The following is a 20,055-nucleotide window of genomic DNA, read 5'->3' as shown; positions in this document are numbered from 1 at the left end:
CGGACGACTTCACCGGCACAACCGCGGCGACACAGTTGCCTGAGGCCTCAGGGGCCGGTCCTGCGCATCCTCGGAGCGCTGCCGATCAACTGCCGGGTGTAGGGATCCTGCGGGCTGCCGAACAGGGCCTCCACGGGCCCCTGTTCCACCACCCGTCCCGAGCACATGACGGCGACCTGGTCGGCTATCGCCTCCACCACCGCGAGGTCGTGGCTAATGAACAGGTATGACAGGCCGAACCTCTGCTTCAACTCCTGCAGGAGCAGCAGGACCTGCGCCTGCACCGAGACATCCAGGGCGCTGACCGGCTCGTCCAGGATGAGGATCTGCGCCTCGGCCGCGAGCGACCGTGCAATGGCGATACGCTGCGCCTGTCCGCCCGAGAACTCGTGAGGATAGCGGCTCAGGGTGTCGGCCGGCATCTGGACCGCATCCATGAGGTCCGTCATCCGCGCCCGCCGCTTGCCCGCGCCATAGCCGTTCAGCAGTTTCAACGGCGTCTCCAGGATTTCGCCGATCGTCTTGCGCGGGTTGAGCGAGGCGACCGGATCCTGGAAGACGTATTGGACGACCTTGCCGAAGGCGCGTGCGCCCTGCCGGCGCAACTCACCCGCGTCTCGACCCGCAATCATCATGTCGCCGCTGGTTGGCTGTTCGAGCCCGACTACCATGCGGGCGAGCGTGCTCTTGCCCGAGCCGCTTTCGCCCACCACCGCAAGCGTTTCCCCGCTCCGCAGGGCGAGCGACACATGGTCCACCGCCGTCACCATATGGCGCCTGCCGCCGAACAGCGAACGACCGCCTCCGAAGGTCTTGGTCAGGTGACGAACCTCGAGCGCATCCTCCGTCATGCGCGGTTCTCCGACCGGAAGAGTACCGATACGCGTTCCAGGAAGGTCTTTCCCTGCCCGATCTCCGGAACACAGGCGATCAGCCGCTTCGTGTAATCGTGCTCCGGATTGGCTAGCACTGCGCGTGTTTCGCCCATCTCCACCACCGCACCGTCCTTCATCACGGCGACGCGGTCGCAGATCTCCGCCACCACGCCGAAGTCATGGGTGATGAACAGAAGCGCCATGCCCCGTTCCTTCTGCAGGTCCCTTAGCAGATCGAGGATCTGCGCCTGGACCGTGACATCCAGCGCCGTGGTTGGCTCGTCGGCAATGATGACATCCGGATCATTCGCGAGCGCCATGGCAATGCCGACCCGCTGGCGCTGCCCGCCGGAAAGCTGATGGGGGAAATGCCTTGCCCGCTCGCCGGCCTCCGGAATGCCGACCCGCTCTAGAAGCGCAATGCTGCGCTCCTGAAGGGAACGGCGGTCCAGCCTCTGATGGGCGGCGATTGCCTCCTCCACCTGCCGGCCGATGGGATGCATCGGATGCAGCGTCGTCAGCGGATCCTGGAAGATATAGGCAACCCGGCTTCCCCGGCAGGCAATCAGCTTCTTCTCCGGCATGGCGAGAACGTCCTCACCATGGAGATAGATTGCGCCGTTGCGAATGATGCCGGGCGGGGAATTCACGAGCCCCATGACAGACAGGGCCGTCACGCTCTTGCCCGACCCGCTCTCGCCGATCAATCCCAGGCACTCGCCCGGCTGAAGGTGAAGCGAGACGTCCTTCACGGCGGCCGAATAGTAGCCGTTGCGGGTGAAGCCTGTTTCCAGCCCCTGGACATCCAGCACGGCATCCGGGTTGGCGGACGCCGCCCTTGCGCGAGCGGGATCGACCGCCGTGCGGGGACCGGGGCGCAAAAGCGCGCCGGATCGGAGCCGAGGATCGAGCACGTCGCGGATGCCGTCACCTAGGACGTTCAAGCTGATGACGATCAGGAAGATCATCACGCCCGGCACGACGGAGACATGCGGCGCCGTGAAGAGCTGCGCCCTGCCCTCGCCGAGCATCGAGCCCAGGTCCGCCTGGGGCGGTTGCGCGCCGAGGCCGAGGAAGCTGAGGCCTGCCGTTTCCAGGATCATCCATCCTGCGGTCGTCGACATGGTGATGACGATCACCGGCAGGACGTTGGGGAGGATCTCGGTCCCAAGGATGGAGACATGGCCCTTGCCGGACAGACGTGCTGCATCGACAAACTCCGCATGGGACAGTGCCAGGGTCACGCCCCGGACGTTGCGGGCGAAGAAGGGGATGTTGACGACTGCGATCGCGTAGAGGGCGTTCATCAGCCCTGGCCCCAGCACCGCAACAATTGCAAGCGCCAAAAGGATGTAGGGAAAGGCCATCAGCATGTCGATGCCGCGCATCATCAGGTTGTCGGTCCGGCCGCCCGCATAGCCGGAGACGAGGCCGATCGCCGAACCGATCACTGCCGCGACCAGTGTTGCCGAAAAGCCGACGGTCATGGAGACGCGACTGCCCCAGATGAGGCGGCTGAGGATGTCGCGCCCCAACTCATCCGTGCCGAGAAGGTGACCCTCGGAGAGGACGGGTCGCAGCCGCTCCGCCGGCGCTGTTGCGTTCGGATCGGGCAGCGGCAGGATCGGTGCCAGGAGCGCGACCAGCACAAGCATTCCCAAGAGGCACAGCCCGATGGCCGCGAGGCGGTTATGTAGGAGCAGGCTCCAGGAGGAAACGCGCTGCGACCCCGCCTTCGGCGCCGGCACCACCATCAGACTGTCGGTCATGAGCGGATCCTTGGGTCAAGCATGGTTTGCAGAATGTCCGCCGCGAGGTTGAAGAGGACATAGCTCGCTGCGACGACGAGGACCCCGCCCTGGACCAGGAGTATGTCGCGGGTAGAGATCGCATTCACGAGCATGGCGCCGATACCGGGCCACTGGAAGACGGTTTCGATGTAGACGGCGCCGCCGAGCACGAAGCCAGCCTGAATCCCGATGACGGGGATGACGCTGACGAGCGCGGCACGGAAGGCGTGGCGGTAGACGACCTGCCGTTCCGGTACCCCCTTGGCACGGGCGGTGCGGACAAAATCCTGGCGGAGCACCTCCAGCATGGCAGCGCGCGTCAGCCGGGCTATGACACCGGCGGCGACAACAGCGAGGGTCGCGGCGGGCAGGATCAGGTGGAGCAGAAGGTCCTTCAGGTCACCGCCCCCATAGATCGCATACATCCCGCTTGCCGGTAGCAGCCGCCACTTCACTGCGAACAGCAGAATGAGGATCAGCCCGAGCCAGAAGGACGGCATGGATATGCCGGCGAGGACCGCGAAGGTGATGAGCTTGTCGGCCCAACCGAACTGGCGGACCGCCGAGACGACACCTGCGAGAAGACCGATGATCGAGCAGAGGATGAGCGACACGCCGGCAAGGACAAGCGTCGCCTGGAACCGTTCCAGCACCTCGTCGAGGACAGGACGATTGAGCGCAAAGGAGCGACCGAAGTCTCCCTGGAGGACATTCCCGATCCAGATGAAGTACTGCTGCACCAACGGCTTATCGAGCCCAAGATCACGATTGATGCGCTCGACATTCTCCGGGGTTGCATAGGCGCCGAGTATGGCGGTCGCGGGATCGCCGGGGATCATCGACATCACCAGGAAGACGATGACGGAGAGGCCGAACAGAACGGGAAAGACCGAAAGCAGCCGCTTGGCGACATAGGCAGGCATGAACAGCCTCCGAAAGGGTTCGCCGGTCCCCGTCAGGGAACCGGCAAATGCAGGGACGGCTACTTGGTGACGTCCTTCAGGTGCAGGAGGAACGACGGCTGGAGCTTGAAGCCTTGTACGGCCGCGGTCGTCACCGCGTTCTGGACCCAGTTCGCCACGAAGAGCCAGGGCGCATCCTCATGGACGATCTCCTGCACTTTCGCATAAAGCTCGGCGCGCTCAGCCTGGTCGGTGGAGGTCCGGGCCTTGGCAAGCAGCTCGTCGACCTCCGGGTTGGAATAGTAGCCGGAGTTGAAGCCACCATTCTCCGGCGAGGCGTCGGTGCGAAGGGTCAGATAGGGTACCGTGTCGGGGTCGTTGGTCATCCAGGCCATCTCGGCCATGTCGGCCTTGCCTTCCAGCCCTTCGTTCACCCGCCCCAGGAACGTGTTCCACTCGTAGCTCTCTATGGAGACATCGAAACCGACGGCCTGCAGGTCCGCCTGTATGGCGGCACCCATGGTGACGGGGTTGAGCATTCCCGACCCGCCCTCGGTCACGTAGAAGGTGATCTTCGGATTTTCGACGCCTGCCTCGGCGAGCAGCTGCTTCGCTCGCTCCGGGTCGTGGGGGTAGGGCTCCACAGAGCTTTCGACCCAATTGAAGGCGGGCGGGATCGGCCCCGCGGCAACGGTGGCGGTGCCCTGAAGCACATCGTTGACGAGGGTTTCCTTGTTGACAGCATAGTTCGCAGCCTGCCGGACAAGCTTGTCGGCGAAGGGGCCCTGCTTGGTGTTGAGGATGGCGAACCACACATGCGGGCCGGCCTGCTCCACAACATTCAGGTTAGCGTCGGAGCGGAATGACGCCAGGTTGTCCGGCGGCACTTCCACCATGATGTCGATGCCGCCTGCCATCATTTCCGCGATGCGGGTGTTGGCATCGGTGATCGGTCTAAAGACAACTGCCTCCAGCGCCGGCGCGCCATCCCAGTAATCCTTGTTGCGTTCGGCAGCCACGAGCTGGTTGGACTTCCACTCCGCGAACTTGAAGGGCCCGGTGCCAGACGGATTGCGTCCAAAATCCTTGCCGTGCTGCTCCACTGCCGCCGGCGAGACGATCAGGCCTGTCGGATAGGCGAGGTTGGACAGGAAGGGCGCGAAAGGTTCGTTCAGCTTGAATTCAACGGTGCTGTCGTCGATGACGTTCACCGCCTCGACGGCCGAGAAATTGAAGGACAGCGGGAAAGGCCCGGTATCGTGGAAGGGATGATCTTCCTTGAGCATCCGGTCGAAGTTGAACTTCACCGCCTCGGCATTGAACGTGGAACCGTCATGGAACGTGACGCCTTGCCGGAGCTTGAAGGTATAGGTCTTCCCGTCATCGGAGATTGTCCAGCTTTCCGCCAGCGCCGGCTCTACCTCGAGGGTCCCATCCTTGTAACGGACGAGCCCGTCATAAAGGTTGACCAGGATACGGAAGTCATTCGTTGCAGTGACTGCATGAGGATCGAGCGACTTCGGCTCGGCGATCTGCCCGACGACCAGAACATTCGGGGGTGTCTGCGCTGCCGCCGAAACGCCGAGCAGCGCAAGCGCGGCGACAACGGCCGCGCGGTGAAACAGCCTCTTCATGGGGAAGATCCTTTCGATTTGGCCCGTTTAGCGGGTAACTTAACCCCCTGATCCGCGATGGCAAGGATGAAGGGTCCACGCATGGCGGGTTGCAGCTATCGCCCAAGCGTGCCGCCAGCTCCTCCTGTCATTCCTGCATGGTTCTGGGCCGGTCGGTTGCGCAGTGGGATTGCGCCTCTCGGTTCATTGCAAGAGCGTGCGCAACCTCGAGGCCCGTTCAACGGACGGAGAATTCCTGAGCGCGGATATAGAGGGTCCTGAGCCCACCCAAGTGGTTGGCGGCGAAGGCCTTCAGCGCTCCGTCCTGCCCGGTCTGCTGATACTCCTCTATCAGCTGGATCATGCTTTCCAGCGCCAGCACCTGGGCTGAGAAGTAGGCGTTGCTGAACTGCTCCTCTGCTGCCGTGTCGAGAGCCTGAAGCTTGTTCTGATATTCCTGAGACAGTTCGGGCGAGGGATCGAGGCCCTCCTCTCTGATCGCTTCCACAAGCTCCACCCCGAACCCTTGCCGCATCTGATCCGTTACCGTCTGGGCGAAGGTCTTGACGAATTCCTCCTGTCCGCGAGACGCCGCAACCTCTGCCGACTTCAGCACGAAGTTGCTCAGGCTGGTCAGACGGTCGGCGAACATCCGCTTCTCATCCTGCTGGGCAAAAGCCGGCGCGAGGCCAGCCGGCAGGAACAGCAGGACAAGAATTAATATGCCGGGGATAGACCTGTACATCCGAATACCTTCCGTTGGGACGATCGCTATCGCGCCCGCGATCCGAAGCGCGAGGCACAAGGAGCGAACCGGATCGACCCTCCGAAGTTCCACCGACGGGCATAGTCGTCCGCGAGCGACGTGAATGCCCCCATCATGGCCGAGCTGATGGGGACCGCTCGACCGGCAGAGCCCGGTTCAGCCGGCGATCAGCCGTGGCAGCCAGAGCGAGATTACCGGAAAGGCAATCAACAGTGCCAGCCGTACAAGCTCGCCCAGGAAGAACGGGGCCACACCCTTGAATGTCTGGCTCATCGGCACGTCCTTCGCCAGGGAACTGATGACAAACACGTTCATCCCGACAGGCGGCGTGATCAACCCGAGCTCCACGACGATCAGCGCCAGGACGCCGAACCAGATCTTCACGTCCTCTGTCGGCATGCCGAAATCGAGTTCGCTCACCACCGGCCAGAAGAAGGGCATGACCAGCAGGATCATCGACATCGAATCCATGAGGCAGCCCAGGACGATCAGCGCAAGAAGCAGCAGGATGAGGATCACCATCGGCGAGAGGCCAGAATTGACCATCATCTCCGCGGCGGCCTGGGGCACGCCGCCCCGGGACATGAAGATCTTCAGGAGTTCGGCGCCGAACAGGATCAGATAGATCATCCCGCTGGTTTTCGCCGTCTCCAGCAGCGCCCAGCGATAATCGGACAGGCGCACGCCACGCCTGAGTGACCCGTAGAGCGCCACCAGGGCGACACCGACGGCCGCAGCCGGAGTCGGATTGTAGAGACCGACATAGATGCCACCGATGACGATGACGAAGATGCCGAGGACGGGAACGACTCCCAAGGTGGCCGAAATCCACTCCGACCAGGAGATCCTGTCTCCGGCCGGACCGGAATCCGGGACGACCCGCACGTAGATTGCGATCACCAGGATGAAGAGCACGACGGCGATCAAACCGGGGAACAGTGCGGCGGCGAACATGGAGACGATATTCGCCTCGACAATGACCGCATACACGACAAGAACGACCGAAGGCGGTATCAGGATTCCCAGAAGGCCGCCAGCCGCCAGCGTGCCGGTCGCCAGCGCGCCGGAATAGCGGTACCGCTTCAACTCGGGAAGGGCCACCTGGCCCATGGTGGTGGCCGTCGCCAGCGATGAACCGCAGACGGCGCCGAACCCCGCGCAGGCGGCAATGGCAGACATGGCGACGCCGCCGCGCATACGCCCGAACCAGGCGTTGGCGGCGCGGAAAAGGTCCTGCGACAGGCCAGCGCGGGTGGCGATGTAGCCCATCAGCACGAACATCGGGATGACCGACATGTCATATTTGGAGAACTGGCTGAAACCGAGCGTCTTCAACTGGTTGAGAAGTACCGCGTGGCCGTTCAGGGCGACGGTCCCAAGCGCGCCGACAAGGATCATCGCATAGGCAATCGGCATCCGTATGCCGATGAGGATGACAAGCGCTGCAAGGCCCACAAGCCCGAGTAGGAGACTCTGATCCATGCGTCACATACGTTCCTGCTGTGGGTGAGCGATGTCCCGATAGCTCTCAGCCAGCGTCACCAGCGACGCCAGGACAAGGAGCAGGAGGGAGATGACGATCGGGATGAAAGCGTAGCCGATCGGGATCTGCAGGATTGCCGTCTGATAGTCGTATTCGAACTGGTCGAGCGTCCCGATCCAGGTTCTCCACGCCATGATGGCCGCAAAGACCAACGCCACGAGCGCGGAGAGCAAGATCAATACCGCACGCGAACGCCGTTTCAGTCCCGATGTGAAGATATCCGCGGTGACGTTGGCATCGGTCAACTGGCAGTATGGCAGGAAGCAGAAGACGCCGACCGCGACACCCAGCTCGGTCAGTTCGAAGTCTCCGGGCAACGGGTTGCCGAACGCACCCGTGATGACGCTGATCGTCTGAATGGCTACCACCAGGAGAATGACGACGCCACCGGCGAGCGCCCAGGCGGTGATGATGCGGTGGGTGAGGCCTTTCAGCCCCACCCCCCTATTGCCGGCTCGTCCGACCGCCATCGTCTTACTTGGCCGAATTGGCCGAGATCAATTCCCGGGCCTTGCTCACCAGGGTCGCGCCGTCGATCCCCTTGCCATCGACCTCCTTGACCCAGCGATCGACGACCGGTTCAAGCACCGTCTGGAAGGCTTGTGTCTCTTCCTCGGTCAGCTGGATATGGGTGTTGCCGGCGTCCGTGGCGACCTTGATGCCGCCGTCGTCGATCTGCCGCCAGATATCGGCGGCCTTCGCCAGCCACTCCTCGTTGGAGTTATCGACGAATGCCTTCTGAACATCTTCGGGCAGCGAGTTCCACTTGTCCAGATTCATCGACACCTGGAAGATCGTGGTGCCGAAGCGGGTCATGTCGTGACCCTCGACCTGGTACTCGGTCTGATCCTGGAGCTTCAGGGCCGGGATGATCTCCCAGGGGATCAGGGCGCCGTCGACCACGCCCTTCGAGAAGGCCTGCGGGATATCCGGAACCGGCATGGCCGCCGGCGCCGCGCCGAGGGCTTCGATGACCCATGCGCCGGTGCGGGTTGGAATGCGCATCTTCTTCCCGGCCAGGTCTTCCGGCTTGCGGACTTCGTCCTTGACCATCTGGATGGCCTGGCCTGCATGGCTGTGCAGGAACATCACCTTCACGCCCTTGTACTCTTCGGCAAGGTGCTCGTCGAACATCGCGCGGATCGCCAGATTGGTCGCCTTGATGTCGTTGGTGTGGATGAAGGGAAGTTCGAAGACTTCCGTGCGCGGGAAAAGCCCCGGCGTGTAGCCATTGACCGTCCAGATGAGGTCAACGACGCCGTCGCGAACCTGGCTGATCAGTTCCGGGGGGGCGCCGCCGAGCGACATCGAGGGATAGATCTCGATCTTGACCTTGCCGCCGCTGGCTTCCTCGATGGATTTCGCCCAAGGCTCCAGCATCTGGGTCTGGGCCGGCGACTTCGGGCCCAGGAAATGATGGAGTTTCAGGGTGAATTCCTGCGCGAACGCCGAAGCGCTCAACGCGGTCGTGGCCATGGCCGCCACCAGCAGTGTCTTCAAGGTTTTCATTGGCATTTCCTCCCTGTTTAGCCTCTGAAGCGCCGGCATTGCCGGCATGTTATCACGCCACCCGTATGTCGAGCAGCGCAGTGCGCTTGTTCTGCATCACCTCCGTGACCGCAGCCTCCAGGGCCGCAGGCAGGTCGGCACGTTCCGTGACCTTCCGTCCCCATGCATTGCTGGCTTCGGCAATCTTGGTGAAATCCGGACTGGGCGAAAGCCCGGTCAGCGGCATCTGGTTCGCCTTGGCCGCATAGCCCTCCGGATACATCATGGTCACGGATTGCCGCACTGCCCCCCATTCCGCATTGTTGAGGATCAGGATCAGCACAGGAATATCGTAGGCTTCCATGATCTGATGGCAGGCCACGGGATTGGCGAACATATATGATCCGTCGCCCAGCGTCGCGACCACCAGCCTGTCGGGCCGAGCAAGCTTCATTCCCATTGCGCAGGGAAGAGACCAGCCAAGGCCGCCGGAATGCGGCTCCTGGTACCATGCCTGCGGGTGATCAAGCGTCATCGGAGCGAGCGGACATCCGAGTTCCGACAGCACTGTCGCCTCATGTGCCTTCAGCGCTTCGGACAGGCACCAGGCCACATGGGCCTTCGTCATCCGCGGCCCGTCTTCGTCGCGCGCAACGGCAATCTCCGTTTCGCGCTGCTCCGTCAGCCTTGTCCGCAAGGGCCTTGCCCGCGCTTCACGGCCTGCCGGATCGGGATCACCCAGCTTTTCCATTGCAGCGGCCAGCGCAACCAGACCGGCCGAGGTTTCCGTCGCGATCGAGAGATCGGAGCGGAAGTTGCGCACCGGGAAGCGGCTGAAGAGCGGGTTGGGGCCGAGGTGAATGACCTTTGCAGCCGCGGGCGGCGAATGGATCTCCGGCATCCACGGCGCCAGCGCGTCTATGACCAGTACGACATCAGCGTCCTCGAGCCACGGAGCCGGATCGGCACCGGCCCACATCGGATGACTGGTCGGCAGGCCGATTTGCGTCGCCCAGTAATGGACCACGGGAATGGAGAAGCGGTCTGCCAGTTGCGAAAGCGCTGCGAAGCCCTCGGCGTCACCTGCACCGCGTTGCACGAAGATGACCGGCTTCCTCGCTCCCACCAGCCATTCCGCCGCCTGACTAATATCGCTCGCCGAGGCTTCGACGCGCGCGGGCCTAATCGTCGGCGTTGCGGCGGTTGCGGATGCATCGATCGTCTCGCTCAGGACTTCGCGCGGCAGGCTGAGATAGACCGGGCCCTTCGGGGTGGAGTTCGCGATCGCGTGGCCGCGGTCGAGCATATCCGATACCTGCTCGGGAAACCGCAGCTCGTAGTCCCACTTGGCGGCCTCCCGCACGAGTGCGGTCTGATCGCGCATCTCCTGACCCCAGCCGATCGGAACCGTACGCGCACCGAAGCGGCCTTTTTCCACGGTCGGTGTCCGGCCTGACATGAGAAGCATCGGAACGTGATCCGTGGCCGCATTGAGCGCACCGATCGCGCCGTTGGCGAGGCCGACATTAGTGTGCAGGATGACCGCCTGCGCCTTGCCGGACAGGAAATAATAGCCATGGGCCATGCCCATGGCTGCATGCTCGTGCGGAATGGTGATGGCCTGCGGCAGCGCAACGCCAGACGCTGCCGCTTCGGCCAGGCCCTCGATGATGGGCGGGAAATCGGTCCCGGAATTTGCGAACACGTAGTCGACGCCAAGCGTCTTCAGCCGGCTGAAGATAACACTGCCGGCTACCACCTGCCCATCGCCACTCCTCAACGCATCCACCCAGGCCCTCCGATCTGCTTGACATTTCACATAATGAAATACTAATTTCAATATCACGCTCTTTTGCACGTTGTGTCAAGCAGCTTCCAGCAAGTTTGCAGGAACGGTCAGGACCCCATGAGTACGCCCCTCAACAACTCGATCCTCAAGGCAGTCAGCATACTCGACCTTTTCGACGACAAGAGGCAGGAACTGACAGCCCGAGATGTGGCTGAACTTGGGGATATGAACGGCATCACGGCTCATCGGCTCTTGAGAACGCTGGCCGAAGCGGGCCTGCTGACTTCCCCCCGAAAGGGCCTGTACCGACTTGGAAGCAAGCTGATCGACTACGGGGAGAGGGCCAAGAGCTTCAGCCGCCTAGCGGCCCAGATCCAGCCCTTTCTCAATGGGCTGGCCGCGGAGACCAAGGAAGGAGCAATGGCAACGACCTTCGATGGGTCGGTGATCACCTGCATCGCGGCCGCCCATTCAGACCAGACCTTCAGCTTCAATGCGCGCGTGGGCGCCCGCATGGAGGCCTATGCGACAGCCAACGGCAAGCTGTGGCTGGCCATGTCCGAGCCGACCATGCTCAAAAGCTACCTGAACGCTACGGATCTGACGCCGCTTTCGGCAGACACCGTCTCCGATCCTGACGTTCTTTCACAGGAGCTGGAAACCATCCGCGGACAAGGCTTTGCCACGAACTACGGCGAGCGAGAGACGGGGCTCTCGGCCATCGCCGTCCCAGTCAAGACAGCGGCCGGCCACATGGTGGCGGGCATTTCCATATTCGGACCGTCCGCCCGCCTGACTGCCGACCGCCTGGCAAGCCTCCTGCCACTCCTGCAATCGACCGCCGACAAGATCAGACAGGTTCTCTGAGTGGTCTTCAGTCGTAAGCTAGCGCTTACATTTCGCACCCGCAGTGCAGCGGTCAGTCAGAAATCGGGAAAGCAAAACCGGCTTTCACGCGGTCCATCACCACCATGGTCTTGAACCCCTTGATGTCGTGGTTCTCGTAGAAGAACCGGCGGGTAAAGGCCTCATAGTCCTCCATGTCCTTCGCTGTGATGACCAGGATGAAGTCTGCATCGCCGGTGACATAGTAGCCGATCATCACTTCCTTCGTTGCCCGGATCGCGGCCTTGAACCGATCGACGATATCCGCCCGTTCGCGTTCAAGGGAGACGAGGACGATCATCGTGATGCCGCGTCCGGCGGCCTTGGGCGAGACGATGGATACGTCGGCCTCGATCACGCCTTCCTCACGCAACCGCTTCAATCGCCGCTGGCAGGCAGTCGGTGAAAGATTGACGATCTGCGCCAGCTCGTCCGACGTCAGCCGGTTGTTCTTCTGAACGGCTTCAAGCAGAGCCCGGTCAGCTCTATCAAGCGAGGTCATGCAGAATTCCTGCGTCTATGGCGGAAATAAGCTCAATTCCTGCACCGCCTTACTTGGCGACGCAGCCTCTCGATCTTCGTCCGAGACTAGACTGCGTGTAAACCCCCTGGAGGCCCCATGGAAGGCATCGCTATTGCTGCCCTGAAAAACCTGCACCGACCGGATCTGCTCGAAAGCCGCGCCTTCTTGAACGGCGAGTGGATGGAGCGCCGCGAAACCCTGCGCGTCATCGATCCGGCGACACAGGAACCTCTCGCCGACGTCGCTGCCTGCTCGCTGCCGGATGCTGACGCCGCTGTGGAAACAGCGAGACGCGCCTTCCTCGACTGGCGCGACAGGCTGCCGGCTGCACGTGGGGAGATCCTGCGGACCTGGGCGAGGCTGATGCGGGAGAACGCGCAGGACCTTGCCGTCATCATGACCTGCGAACAGGGCAAGCCGCTGGCGGAATCCCTGGGCGAGATTTCCTATGCGGCAAATTTCCTGGACTGGTTTGCCGCCGAGGGCGAGCGCGCCTACGGCGAGACGATGCCCAGCCATCTGCCCGGCAGCCGCCTTTCGGTGCAGATGCAGCCTCTCGGCGTCACCGTCGCCATCACGCCCTGGAATTTTCCCTCCGCCATGATCACCCGCAAGGCTGGCGCCGCTCTCGCGGCCGGCTGCACGATGATCGTCAAACCCGCACCCGAAACGCCGCTTTCGGCGCTTGCCCTGGCCAAGCTCGCCGAGGAGGCCGGAGTGCCGGCGGGCGTCTTCCAGGTCCTCACCGGCGAGGCTGCACCACTGGCCCGCCGCCTCCTGGAAAACACCGAGGTGCGGGCATTTTCGTTCACCGGCTCAACCGAGGTCGGGCGCATCCTGCTTACCCAATCCGCCGCGACGGTGAAGAAGTCCTCGCTGGAACTCGGTGGCCATGCGCCGTTTATCCTGTTCGACGATGCTGACATTTCCAGATCCGTCAGCGATTGTATCAAGGCGAAGTTCGCCACGTCCGGCCAGGACTGCCTTGCCGCCAATCGCATCTACGTCCAGCGCCGCATCTACGATCGCTTTGTCGAGCAGTTCGCCAAAGCGACCTCCCAGCTCAACGTCGGGCACGGCCTTGAACTCGACGTCGATATCGGCCCGATGACGCGCCCCTCGGTCGGGGAAAAGTGCCGCCAGCAGATCGCGCAGGCCCTTTCAGCCGGCGCGCGTCTCGTCTGCGGGGGGCAGGACAGCCTACTCGGCGGCAATTTCGTCACGCCCACCGTGCTTGCCGATGTCACCGACGACATGCTGATCGCACGGGAGGAGACTTTCGGGCCGGTAGCCGCGATCCTTCCCTTCGACGACGAGGCGGAGGTGCTGGCCCGTGCCAATGCGAGCGAAATGGCACTCGCAGCCTATGTCTACACAAACGATCTGGGCCGCGCGATGCGTCTTACCGACCGGCTCGAATACGGGATGGTTGCCGTCAACACACCCAAGTTCACCGGCGCGCCGATCCCCTTCGGGGGCTGGAAGCAATCGGGACTTGGCCGTGAGGGGTCACGCCACGGCCTGCTGGAATATCTCGAGGCAAAATACGTCTGCTTCGGCAACCTCGCTGCATGAAAGGAGCCTCTCCATGACCATGAACCTTAACCAGATCGCCGAGATGGACCGCAATTCGGTCCTACATCCCTTCACGCAGCTCAAGGACTTCGCCTCCGGCAAGATGGGCGACCCGACCATCGTCGAGACCGGCAAGGGCATCCGCATCCAGGATGCACACGGCAAGGAACTGATCGACGGTTTCGCCGGGCTCTACTGCGTCAATGTCGGATATGGCCGGACGGAAGTCGCCGAGGCCATTTCCCGCCAGGCCTACCGCCTCGCCTACTACCACTCCTATGCCGCCCACACGACGGATGAACTGGCGATCCTCTCCGATCGCCTGGTGAAGATGGCACCGGGCAAGATGAGCAAGGTGTTCTATGGGATGTCCGGCTCGGACGCCAACGAGACCCAGGCCAAGCTCGTCTGGTACTACAGCAACCTGCGCGGCAAGCCGAACAAGAAGAAGATCATTTCCCGCGAGCGCGGCTATCACGGCTGCAGCGTCGTTTCCAGTTCCATGACCGGCATGAGCTTCTATCACGACCACATGGACCTGCCGCGCGCAGGCATTCTCCATACCGGAGCGCCACATCACTACTGGGGCGCGGAAGCAGGCGAGACGGAGCAGGAATTCTCCAAGCGTCGCGCAGATGAGCTCGAGGCTCTGATCCTGCGCGAGGATCCGGACACGATCGGTGCCTTCATCGCCGAACCCGTTCTCGGCACCGGAGGCATCACGCCGCCGCCGCAGGGCTATTGGGAGGAAGTGCAAAAGGTGCTGGGAAACTACGACATCCTGCTCATCGCCGACGAGGTCATTACCGGCTTCGGGCGCACCGGCTCGATGTTCGGATCGCAGCATTACGGCATCGAACCCGACCTGATCACCGTCGCGAAGGGACTGACCTCCGCCTATTTCCCGCTCTCGGGCGCAATCGTCGGCGAGAAGGTGTTCAAGGTGCTGGAAGACGGCGCCGACCGCGTCGGCGCATTCTCCCATGGCTATACCTATTCGGGCCACCCGATCGGCGCCGCCGCGGCCAACGCCGTCCTCGACATTGTCGAGAAGGAGGACCTTCCGGGCAATGCCCGCACAGTGGGCAGCTATTTCCAGGAGCAGCTGAAGGCGAAGTTCTCACAGCTCCCGATCGTCGGCGAAGTACGCGGCGTCGGACTGATGGGGGCGATTGAGTTCGTCGCAGACCGGGAGAAGAAGACGCGGTTCAAGCCGAACCTGACGGTCGGAGCACGCGTGTCGAAGGCGGCGCGCGAGCGCGGCCTCATCGCCCGCGCCATGCCGCATGGCGACATCCTTGGCTTCGCACCGCCGCTGGTGACGACGAAGGCCGAGGTCGACGAGATCGTCTCCATTGCCGAGGCCGCGGTTCGTGCCGTCATGGACGATCTGGTGCGAGCCGGCGAAGTCGTTTGACCTGTCTGGTCCGGCGGCCTTTGCCCTAGGTCACTGCTGCTCTCATCCACAGCCCGTGCCTATGCGGAAGGCAAAGGCACCATGAGACTTGCATAATGCTTCATCTTTTGCACTGAAGCATGCATAATGTCATGAAATCATGTTCTCGAATAACGAGTCAATTTCATGCGTCGCCAAGCCAATCCGCTCGCCACCGGTCCATTTCTCGCGACAAGACCAGTGGCGTGGCGGCCGGACCTCACCAAGCAGAAGGGTGTAACGAAGCACGCGGCGCTGACCGAGCGCATCATCGCCGACATCGATGCCGGCGTGCTGAAGCCGATGGATCGCATGCCGACGCATCGCGACCTGGCGCGCGATCTCGGTCTTTCCGTCCAGACCGTCAGCCTCTCCTACAAGGAAGCGGAACGGCTGGGTTTTCTTAGTGGCGAGATTGGCCGCGGCACCTTCGTCAAGGCGCGGGTGACCGACCGCGCCGGGCGGATGATGCTCGATCACAGCCCCAACGAGGTGCTCGACCTTTCCATTATCCGCGGGGTTTATCTCGACGAGCATGAGGCGGCCTGCCGCGAGATCTTCCACGAGCTTGCCGAAAGCGACACTGCAAGCTTCATGCGCCCCTGTAGGCCGATAGCCGGCCTTGAGCGGCATCGCGAGACGGCGCGCCTCTGGCTGCGCAGACTGGGCCTCACGGCCGGTGCCGATCGCATCCTCGTCACCAATGGCGCAGCCCACGGCATCTTTCTCGCGTTGAGTTGCATCGTGCGCTCCGGCGACGTCGTCCTGTGCGAGAACCTGACCGATCACGGCATCATCGGTCTCTCCAACGTCCTTGGCTTCAGCCTAAAGGGCCTGCCCACGGACAGCGAGGGCATCCTGCCTGACGCGCTGGAGGCGGCTTGTGCTGCGGGCGGCGTCCGGGCGATGGTTTTGATTCCCACCCTCAACAACCCAACGGGGCACCTCATGGGGGCGGTACGGCGGCAGGAGATCGCCGCCATTGCCGCTCGCTACGGGATCTTCGTTGTCGAGGATGAAGTCTGCCGCCCGATGATCGACGAGGATCTCCCGTCGGTCGCGGAGATGCTGCCGGAGCTCGGCTTCTTCGTCACCAGCTTCACCAAGACGGTGCTGACGGGACTGCGCGTCGGCTATCTGGTGGTCCCCCCGTCCTATTCGATCCGCGCTGCGTCGATCCTGCGCGTGTCGAGCTGGAGCGGCACCTATCTGACCGGCGAGATCGCGACCCGCTGGATCGAGAACGGCACGGCCCAGAAGCTGCTCGACGTCCAGCGCCGGGAAGCCCGCGCGCGCCAGTCCGTCGCGGCTACAGTCCTGAAGGGCCATATCGCCTCCAGTCACCCGCTCGCACTTTGCGCCTGGCTGAAGGTCCCGGCTCACTGGACGGAGGACGGGCTGGTGCGCGCACTCGCCAACCAGAACGTCGCCGTCTCGCCGTCGGAACCCTTCATCGCCGGCCCCGGCCACGGCGGCGGCATCCGCATCTGCCTTGGCGGACGAATGAGTCACGCGACACTCAGCAGTGCGCTGACGACCGTGCGCCACACTTTCGAGCAGCTGCCGCCCGTCTACGATATAGGCTCCATCGGCTGATGGATTGAAACGGAATCATTGAATCATGACAATATAATAATTGACATGATTTTTCTTCGCTCCCAACATGACAATCATGAAGAGCGCGAGCCCGTCCAGAGTGATCGAGAATCCTGTTCCGCCGGTTTCGCTGAGGGCCGTTGAACGGGCTGCCACACGCATTGCGGGCCGGGTGGTGCGCACGCCTCTCATTCCCTCTCCCAGCCTGTCCAAACGCGCGGGTCAGGCCGTCCATCTCAAGCTCGAGACACGGCAGCCAATTGGTGCATTCAAGCTGCGCGGCGCCATGAACGCCATTCTGTCGCTCGAGGACGGGGCAAGGAGGCGCGGTCTCGTCACTGCCTCAACCGGCAATCACGGTCGCGCCGTCGCCTATGCCGCACGCGAGCTCGGCGTGGCGGCCACCATCTGCATGTCATCGCTGGTTCCGGCGAACAAGGTCGAGGCTATCCGTTCGCTCGGTGCCGACATTCGTATCGTCGGCGTCTCCCAGGACGATGCACAGGATGAGGTCGAGCGCTTGGTGCAGACGTTGCGCCTCACTCCGATCCCGCCCTTTGACGACGTCGACGTCGTGGCTGGTCAGGGCACGATCGGCCTTGAACTCGTTGAGGACCTGCCGGATCTCGCGACCGTGCTCGTTCCACTTTCCGGCGGCGGACTGGCGGGTGGTATTGCGGTCGCGGTGAAGGCCTTGAAGCCGCAGGCACGCATTATCGGCATTTCCATGGAGCGCGGTGCGGCCATGCATGCGGCCATCGCGGCCGGCAAGCCCGTCGCCACCCGCGAGGAGGAGACGCTGGCAGACTCGCTCGGGGGCGGCATCGGGCTATCAAACCGCGTCACCTTCGCCCTCTGCCGCAACCTTCTCGATGGCATCGTCCTGCTGACGGAGGACGAGATCGCGGCCGGCATCCGGCATGCGGCTCGCGAAGAAGACGAGGTCGTGGAGGGGGCGGGAGCAGTCGGCATCGCCGCCATCCTGGCGGACAAGGTTCAACTCTTTGGCCCTACTGCCGTCATCGTTTCCGGCGGCAACATCGATCCGGAGATACACCGAAACCTCATTGGGAGGAGCACCCGATGAGCCGTATCCGCATCCTTACGGAAGGGGATCTCCGCGCCATAGTGAAGCTCGACGCTTCTGCCGTCGATTGCGTGGAGCAGGCCTTTGCGGCGCTTGCCACCAAACCTGTCTCAATGCCCCCGATCCTGCGCCTCGACATCCCGGAATTTCGCGGCGAGGTGGACGTCAAGACCGCCTATGTTCCGGGCTTCGACAGCTTCGCCATCAAGGTCAGCCCCGGGTTCTTCGACAATCCCAAGCTCGGCCTGCCCAGCCTCAACGGGCTGATGATCCTGCTGAGCGCCAGAACCGGGCTGGTTGAGGCCCTGCTGCTCGACAACGGTTATCTCACCGACGTGCGCACGGCCGCCGCGGGTGCTGTCGCCGCCCGCCATCTTTCGCGCGAGGACGGCTCGGTTGCCGCAATCTTCGGCGCGGGGATGCAGGCGCGGTTGCAGCTTCAAGCTCTGGCGCTGGTGCGGCCGATCCGGTCGGCCCGTATCTGGGCCCGTGATCCCGGAAAGGCGCAAAGGCTTGCCGACACGTTCGCCCGTGAGCAGGGCATTGAGGTCACTGCCGTGGCCGATCCGCGCGAGGCGACAAGCGGCGCCCACATCATCGTCACCACCACCCCGGCGGAGAAGCCGATCCTGAGGGCGGAGTGGTTGGAGCCGGGCCAGCACCTGACTGCGATGGGCTCGGACGCCGAGCACAAGAACGAGATCGATCCGGCTGTTCTTGCTCGGGCAACCTATGTCGCAGACCGGATCACGCAGACACGCATCCTCGGCGAACTGCATCATGCCATCGACGCTGGGACTGCAACCGCGGACCAGCCGTTCGCGGAACTTGGAGCCGTCATCGCCGGCAAGGCCATGGGGCGGACCGGACCTAAGGATATCACCTTCGCCGACCTTACCGGGACCGGCGTGCAGGATACCGCAATTGCCAATCTCGCGCTCGCCCGCGCAGCAGATGCAGGATGCGGCCAGACAATCGAGAATAATGTGAACAAGGGAGATGCGGCGTGAGCGTGACGCTGAACTTTACGCGCGTGGAATATGCCGAGCGCTTGTCCAAGACCCGTCGCGCCATGGAGAAGGGCGGGATCGATCTCCTGATCGTCACCGATCCGTCCAACATGCACTGGCTGACCGGATATGACGGCTGGTCCTTCTACGTGCATCAATGCGTGCTGGTGCCGCCGAGCGGCGACCCCATCTGGTACGGTCGCAAGCAGGATGCCAACGGCGCCAAGCGCACCGCCTATCTCGAGCACGACAATATCATCGGATATCCCGACCATTACGTGCAGTCGACGGAGCGCCACCCAATGGATCTGCTGTCGCAGATCATCGGCGAGCGCAAATGGTCCGGCCTCACGGTCGGCGTCGAGATGGACAACTACTATTTTTCGGCGGCCGCTTTCGCTTCCCTCCAAAAGCATCTGCCGAATGCCCGCTTCAAGGATGCGGCTGGCCTCGTCAACTGGCAGCGCGCCGTCAAGAGCCCGACCGAGCTCGACTACATGCGCAAGGCCGGCAAGATCGTCGAACTGATGCACAAGCGGATCGTCGACGTCGTCGAGCCGGGCATGCGCAAGTGCGACCTCGTCGCCGAGATCTACGATGCAGGCATACGCGGCACCGCCGAGTTCGGTGGGGATTATCCGGCGATCGTCCCGCTTCTGCCGTCGGGGGCGGATGCGTCGGCGCCGCACCTGACATGGGACGACAAGCCGATGCGTTCGGGCGAAGGTACGTTCTTCGAGATTGCCGGCGCCTACAAGCGCTACCACTGCCCGCTCTCGCGCACCGTCTTTCTGGGCAAGCCGACGCAGGCTTTCCTCGATGCGGAACAGGCGACGCTGGAAGGGATGGAGGCGGGCCTTGCCGCTGCAAAGCCCGGCAATGCCTGCGAGGACATCGCCAATGCCTTCTTCGCGGTGTTGAAGAAATACGGGATCATCAAGGACAACCGGACCGGCTACCCGATCGGACTTTCCTACCCGCCGGACTGGGGCGAGCGCACGATGAGCCTGCGCCCCGGCGACCGGACGGAGTTGAAGCCCGGCATGACGTTCCATTTCATGACAGGCCTGTGGCTCGAAGATATGGGGCTGGAAATCACCGAGAGCATTGCGATCACCAAAACCGGCGTCGAATGTCTCTCCAATGTGCCGCGCCAGTTGTTCGTAAAGGCATGACGT

At 63.0% G+C, this 20,055-nt stretch carries 17 protein-coding genes; 7 read left to right on the top strand and 10 right to left on the bottom strand.

The window, feature by feature from the left end; genetic code table 11:
* Positions 1–47 precede the first annotated feature (47 nt).
* The 9 genes from ACEPP2_RS12860 to ACEPP2_RS12820 all read right to left on the bottom strand — a co-directional run bounded on the left by ACEPP2_RS12860 (position 48) and on the right by ACEPP2_RS12820 (position 10,766).
* Complete coding sequence (locus ACEPP2_RS12860; RefSeq protein ID WP_077548426.1) at positions 48–851, bottom strand: ATP-binding cassette domain-containing protein; 804 nt, start codon at positions 849–851, stop codon at positions 48–50.
* Positions 848–2,644: an ABC transporter permease subunit gene (locus tag ACEPP2_RS12855; protein ID WP_395516838.1), complete on the bottom strand. Its 1,797-nt coding sequence runs from the start codon at positions 2,642–2,644 to the stop codon at positions 848–850. The genes ACEPP2_RS12860 and ACEPP2_RS12855 overlap by 4 nt, the downstream gene beginning before the upstream one ends.
* A complete protein-coding gene (locus tag ACEPP2_RS12850) occupies positions 2,641–3,588 on the bottom strand; it encodes an ABC transporter permease (RefSeq protein WP_077548424.1) in 948 nt (315 codons plus the stop codon). The genes ACEPP2_RS12855 and ACEPP2_RS12850 overlap by 4 nt, the downstream gene beginning before the upstream one ends.
* A gap of 59 nt (positions 3,589–3,647) precedes the next feature.
* Positions 3,648–5,201 carry an ABC transporter substrate-binding protein gene (locus tag ACEPP2_RS12845; protein ID WP_281977838.1) on the bottom strand — a complete coding sequence of 518 codons (1,554 nt, stop codon included), beginning with the start codon at positions 5,199–5,201 and terminating at the stop codon, positions 3,648–3,650.
* 217 nt (positions 5,202–5,418) lie between these two features.
* Positions 5,419–5,925 carry a DUF4142 domain-containing protein gene (locus tag ACEPP2_RS12840; protein ID WP_395516837.1) on the bottom strand — a complete coding sequence of 169 codons (507 nt, stop codon included), beginning with the start codon at positions 5,923–5,925 and terminating at the stop codon, positions 5,419–5,421.
* Positions 5,926–6,102: 177 nt separating this feature from the next.
* Positions 6,103–7,428, bottom strand: coding sequence for a TRAP transporter large permease (locus ACEPP2_RS12835; RefSeq protein ID WP_395516836.1), 1,326 nt, complete (start codon positions 7,426–7,428; stop codon positions 6,103–6,105).
* A 3-nt stretch (positions 7,429–7,431) separates the two neighbouring features.
* A complete protein-coding gene (locus ACEPP2_RS12830) occupies positions 7,432–7,959 on the bottom strand; it encodes a TRAP transporter small permease (protein ID WP_127601199.1) in 528 nt (175 codons plus the stop codon).
* Positions 7,960–7,963: 4 nt separating this feature from the next.
* Positions 7,964–8,998, bottom strand: a complete 1,035-nt coding sequence (locus tag ACEPP2_RS12825) for a TRAP transporter substrate-binding protein (RefSeq protein ID WP_395516835.1) — start codon at positions 8,996–8,998, stop codon at positions 7,964–7,966.
* 52 nt (positions 8,999–9,050) lie between these two features.
* Positions 9,051–10,766, bottom strand: a complete 1,716-nt coding sequence (locus ACEPP2_RS12820; RefSeq protein WP_395516834.1) for a thiamine pyrophosphate-requiring protein — start codon at positions 10,764–10,766, stop codon at positions 9,051–9,053.
* 117 nt (positions 10,767–10,883) lie between these two features.
* Between ACEPP2_RS12820 and ACEPP2_RS12815 the strand changes: the two genes are divergently transcribed.
* Entirely contained in the window at positions 10,884–11,633 is a 750-nt protein-coding gene (locus ACEPP2_RS12815; protein ID WP_395516833.1) for an IclR family transcriptional regulator, read from the top strand.
* A 52-nt stretch (positions 11,634–11,685) separates the two neighbouring features.
* On the opposite strand, the gene ACEPP2_RS12810 is transcribed toward ACEPP2_RS12815, so the two are convergent.
* Positions 11,686–12,153 (bottom strand): Lrp/AsnC family transcriptional regulator, encoded by a 468-nt coding sequence (locus tag ACEPP2_RS12810; RefSeq protein ID WP_395516832.1) that lies wholly within the window; start codon positions 12,151–12,153, stop codon positions 11,686–11,688.
* Between the two features lie 117 nt (positions 12,154–12,270).
* Between ACEPP2_RS12810 and ACEPP2_RS12805 the strand changes: the two genes are divergently transcribed.
* The 6 genes from ACEPP2_RS12805 (at position 12,271) to doeA (ending at position 20,052) form a co-directional block, all read left to right on the top strand.
* Positions 12,271–13,749, top strand: a complete 1,479-nt coding sequence (locus tag ACEPP2_RS12805) for an NAD-dependent succinate-semialdehyde dehydrogenase (RefSeq protein ID WP_395516831.1) — start codon at positions 12,271–12,273, stop codon at positions 13,747–13,749.
* A 13-nt stretch (positions 13,750–13,762) separates the two neighbouring features.
* Positions 13,763–15,166, top strand: coding sequence for an aspartate aminotransferase family protein (locus ACEPP2_RS12800; RefSeq protein ID WP_395516830.1), 1,404 nt, complete (start codon positions 13,763–13,765; stop codon positions 15,164–15,166).
* A gap of 165 nt (positions 15,167–15,331) precedes the next feature.
* Complete coding sequence (gene ehuR, locus ACEPP2_RS12795; RefSeq protein WP_395516829.1) at positions 15,332–16,780, top strand: MocR-like ectoine utilization transcription factor EhuR; 1,449 nt, start codon at positions 15,332–15,334, stop codon at positions 16,778–16,780.
* A 67-nt stretch (positions 16,781–16,847) separates the two neighbouring features.
* Complete coding sequence (eutB, locus tag ACEPP2_RS12790; protein ID WP_395516828.1) at positions 16,848–17,867, top strand: hydroxyectoine utilization dehydratase EutB; 1,020 nt, start codon at positions 16,848–16,850, stop codon at positions 17,865–17,867.
* Positions 17,864–18,877, top strand: coding sequence for an ectoine utilization protein EutC (gene eutC, locus ACEPP2_RS12785; RefSeq protein ID WP_395516827.1), 1,014 nt, complete (start codon positions 17,864–17,866; stop codon positions 18,875–18,877). The genes eutB and eutC overlap by 4 nt, the downstream gene beginning before the upstream one ends.
* Positions 18,874–20,052, top strand: coding sequence for an ectoine hydrolase DoeA (doeA, locus tag ACEPP2_RS12780; protein WP_281977845.1), 1,179 nt, complete (start codon positions 18,874–18,876; stop codon positions 20,050–20,052). Before eutC ends, doeA begins: the two co-directional genes overlap by 4 nt.
* The last annotated feature ends 3 nt before the right edge of the window (positions 20,053–20,055 follow it).

This window comes from Pseudorhizobium flavum (assembly GCF_044142885.1).
GTDB classification, from domain to species: domain Bacteria; phylum Pseudomonadota; class Alphaproteobacteria; order Rhizobiales; family Rhizobiaceae; genus Neorhizobium; species Neorhizobium flavum.
Note: the sequence above shows the minus strand (reverse complement) of the source record. Positions and strands in the feature narration are given on the sequence as shown.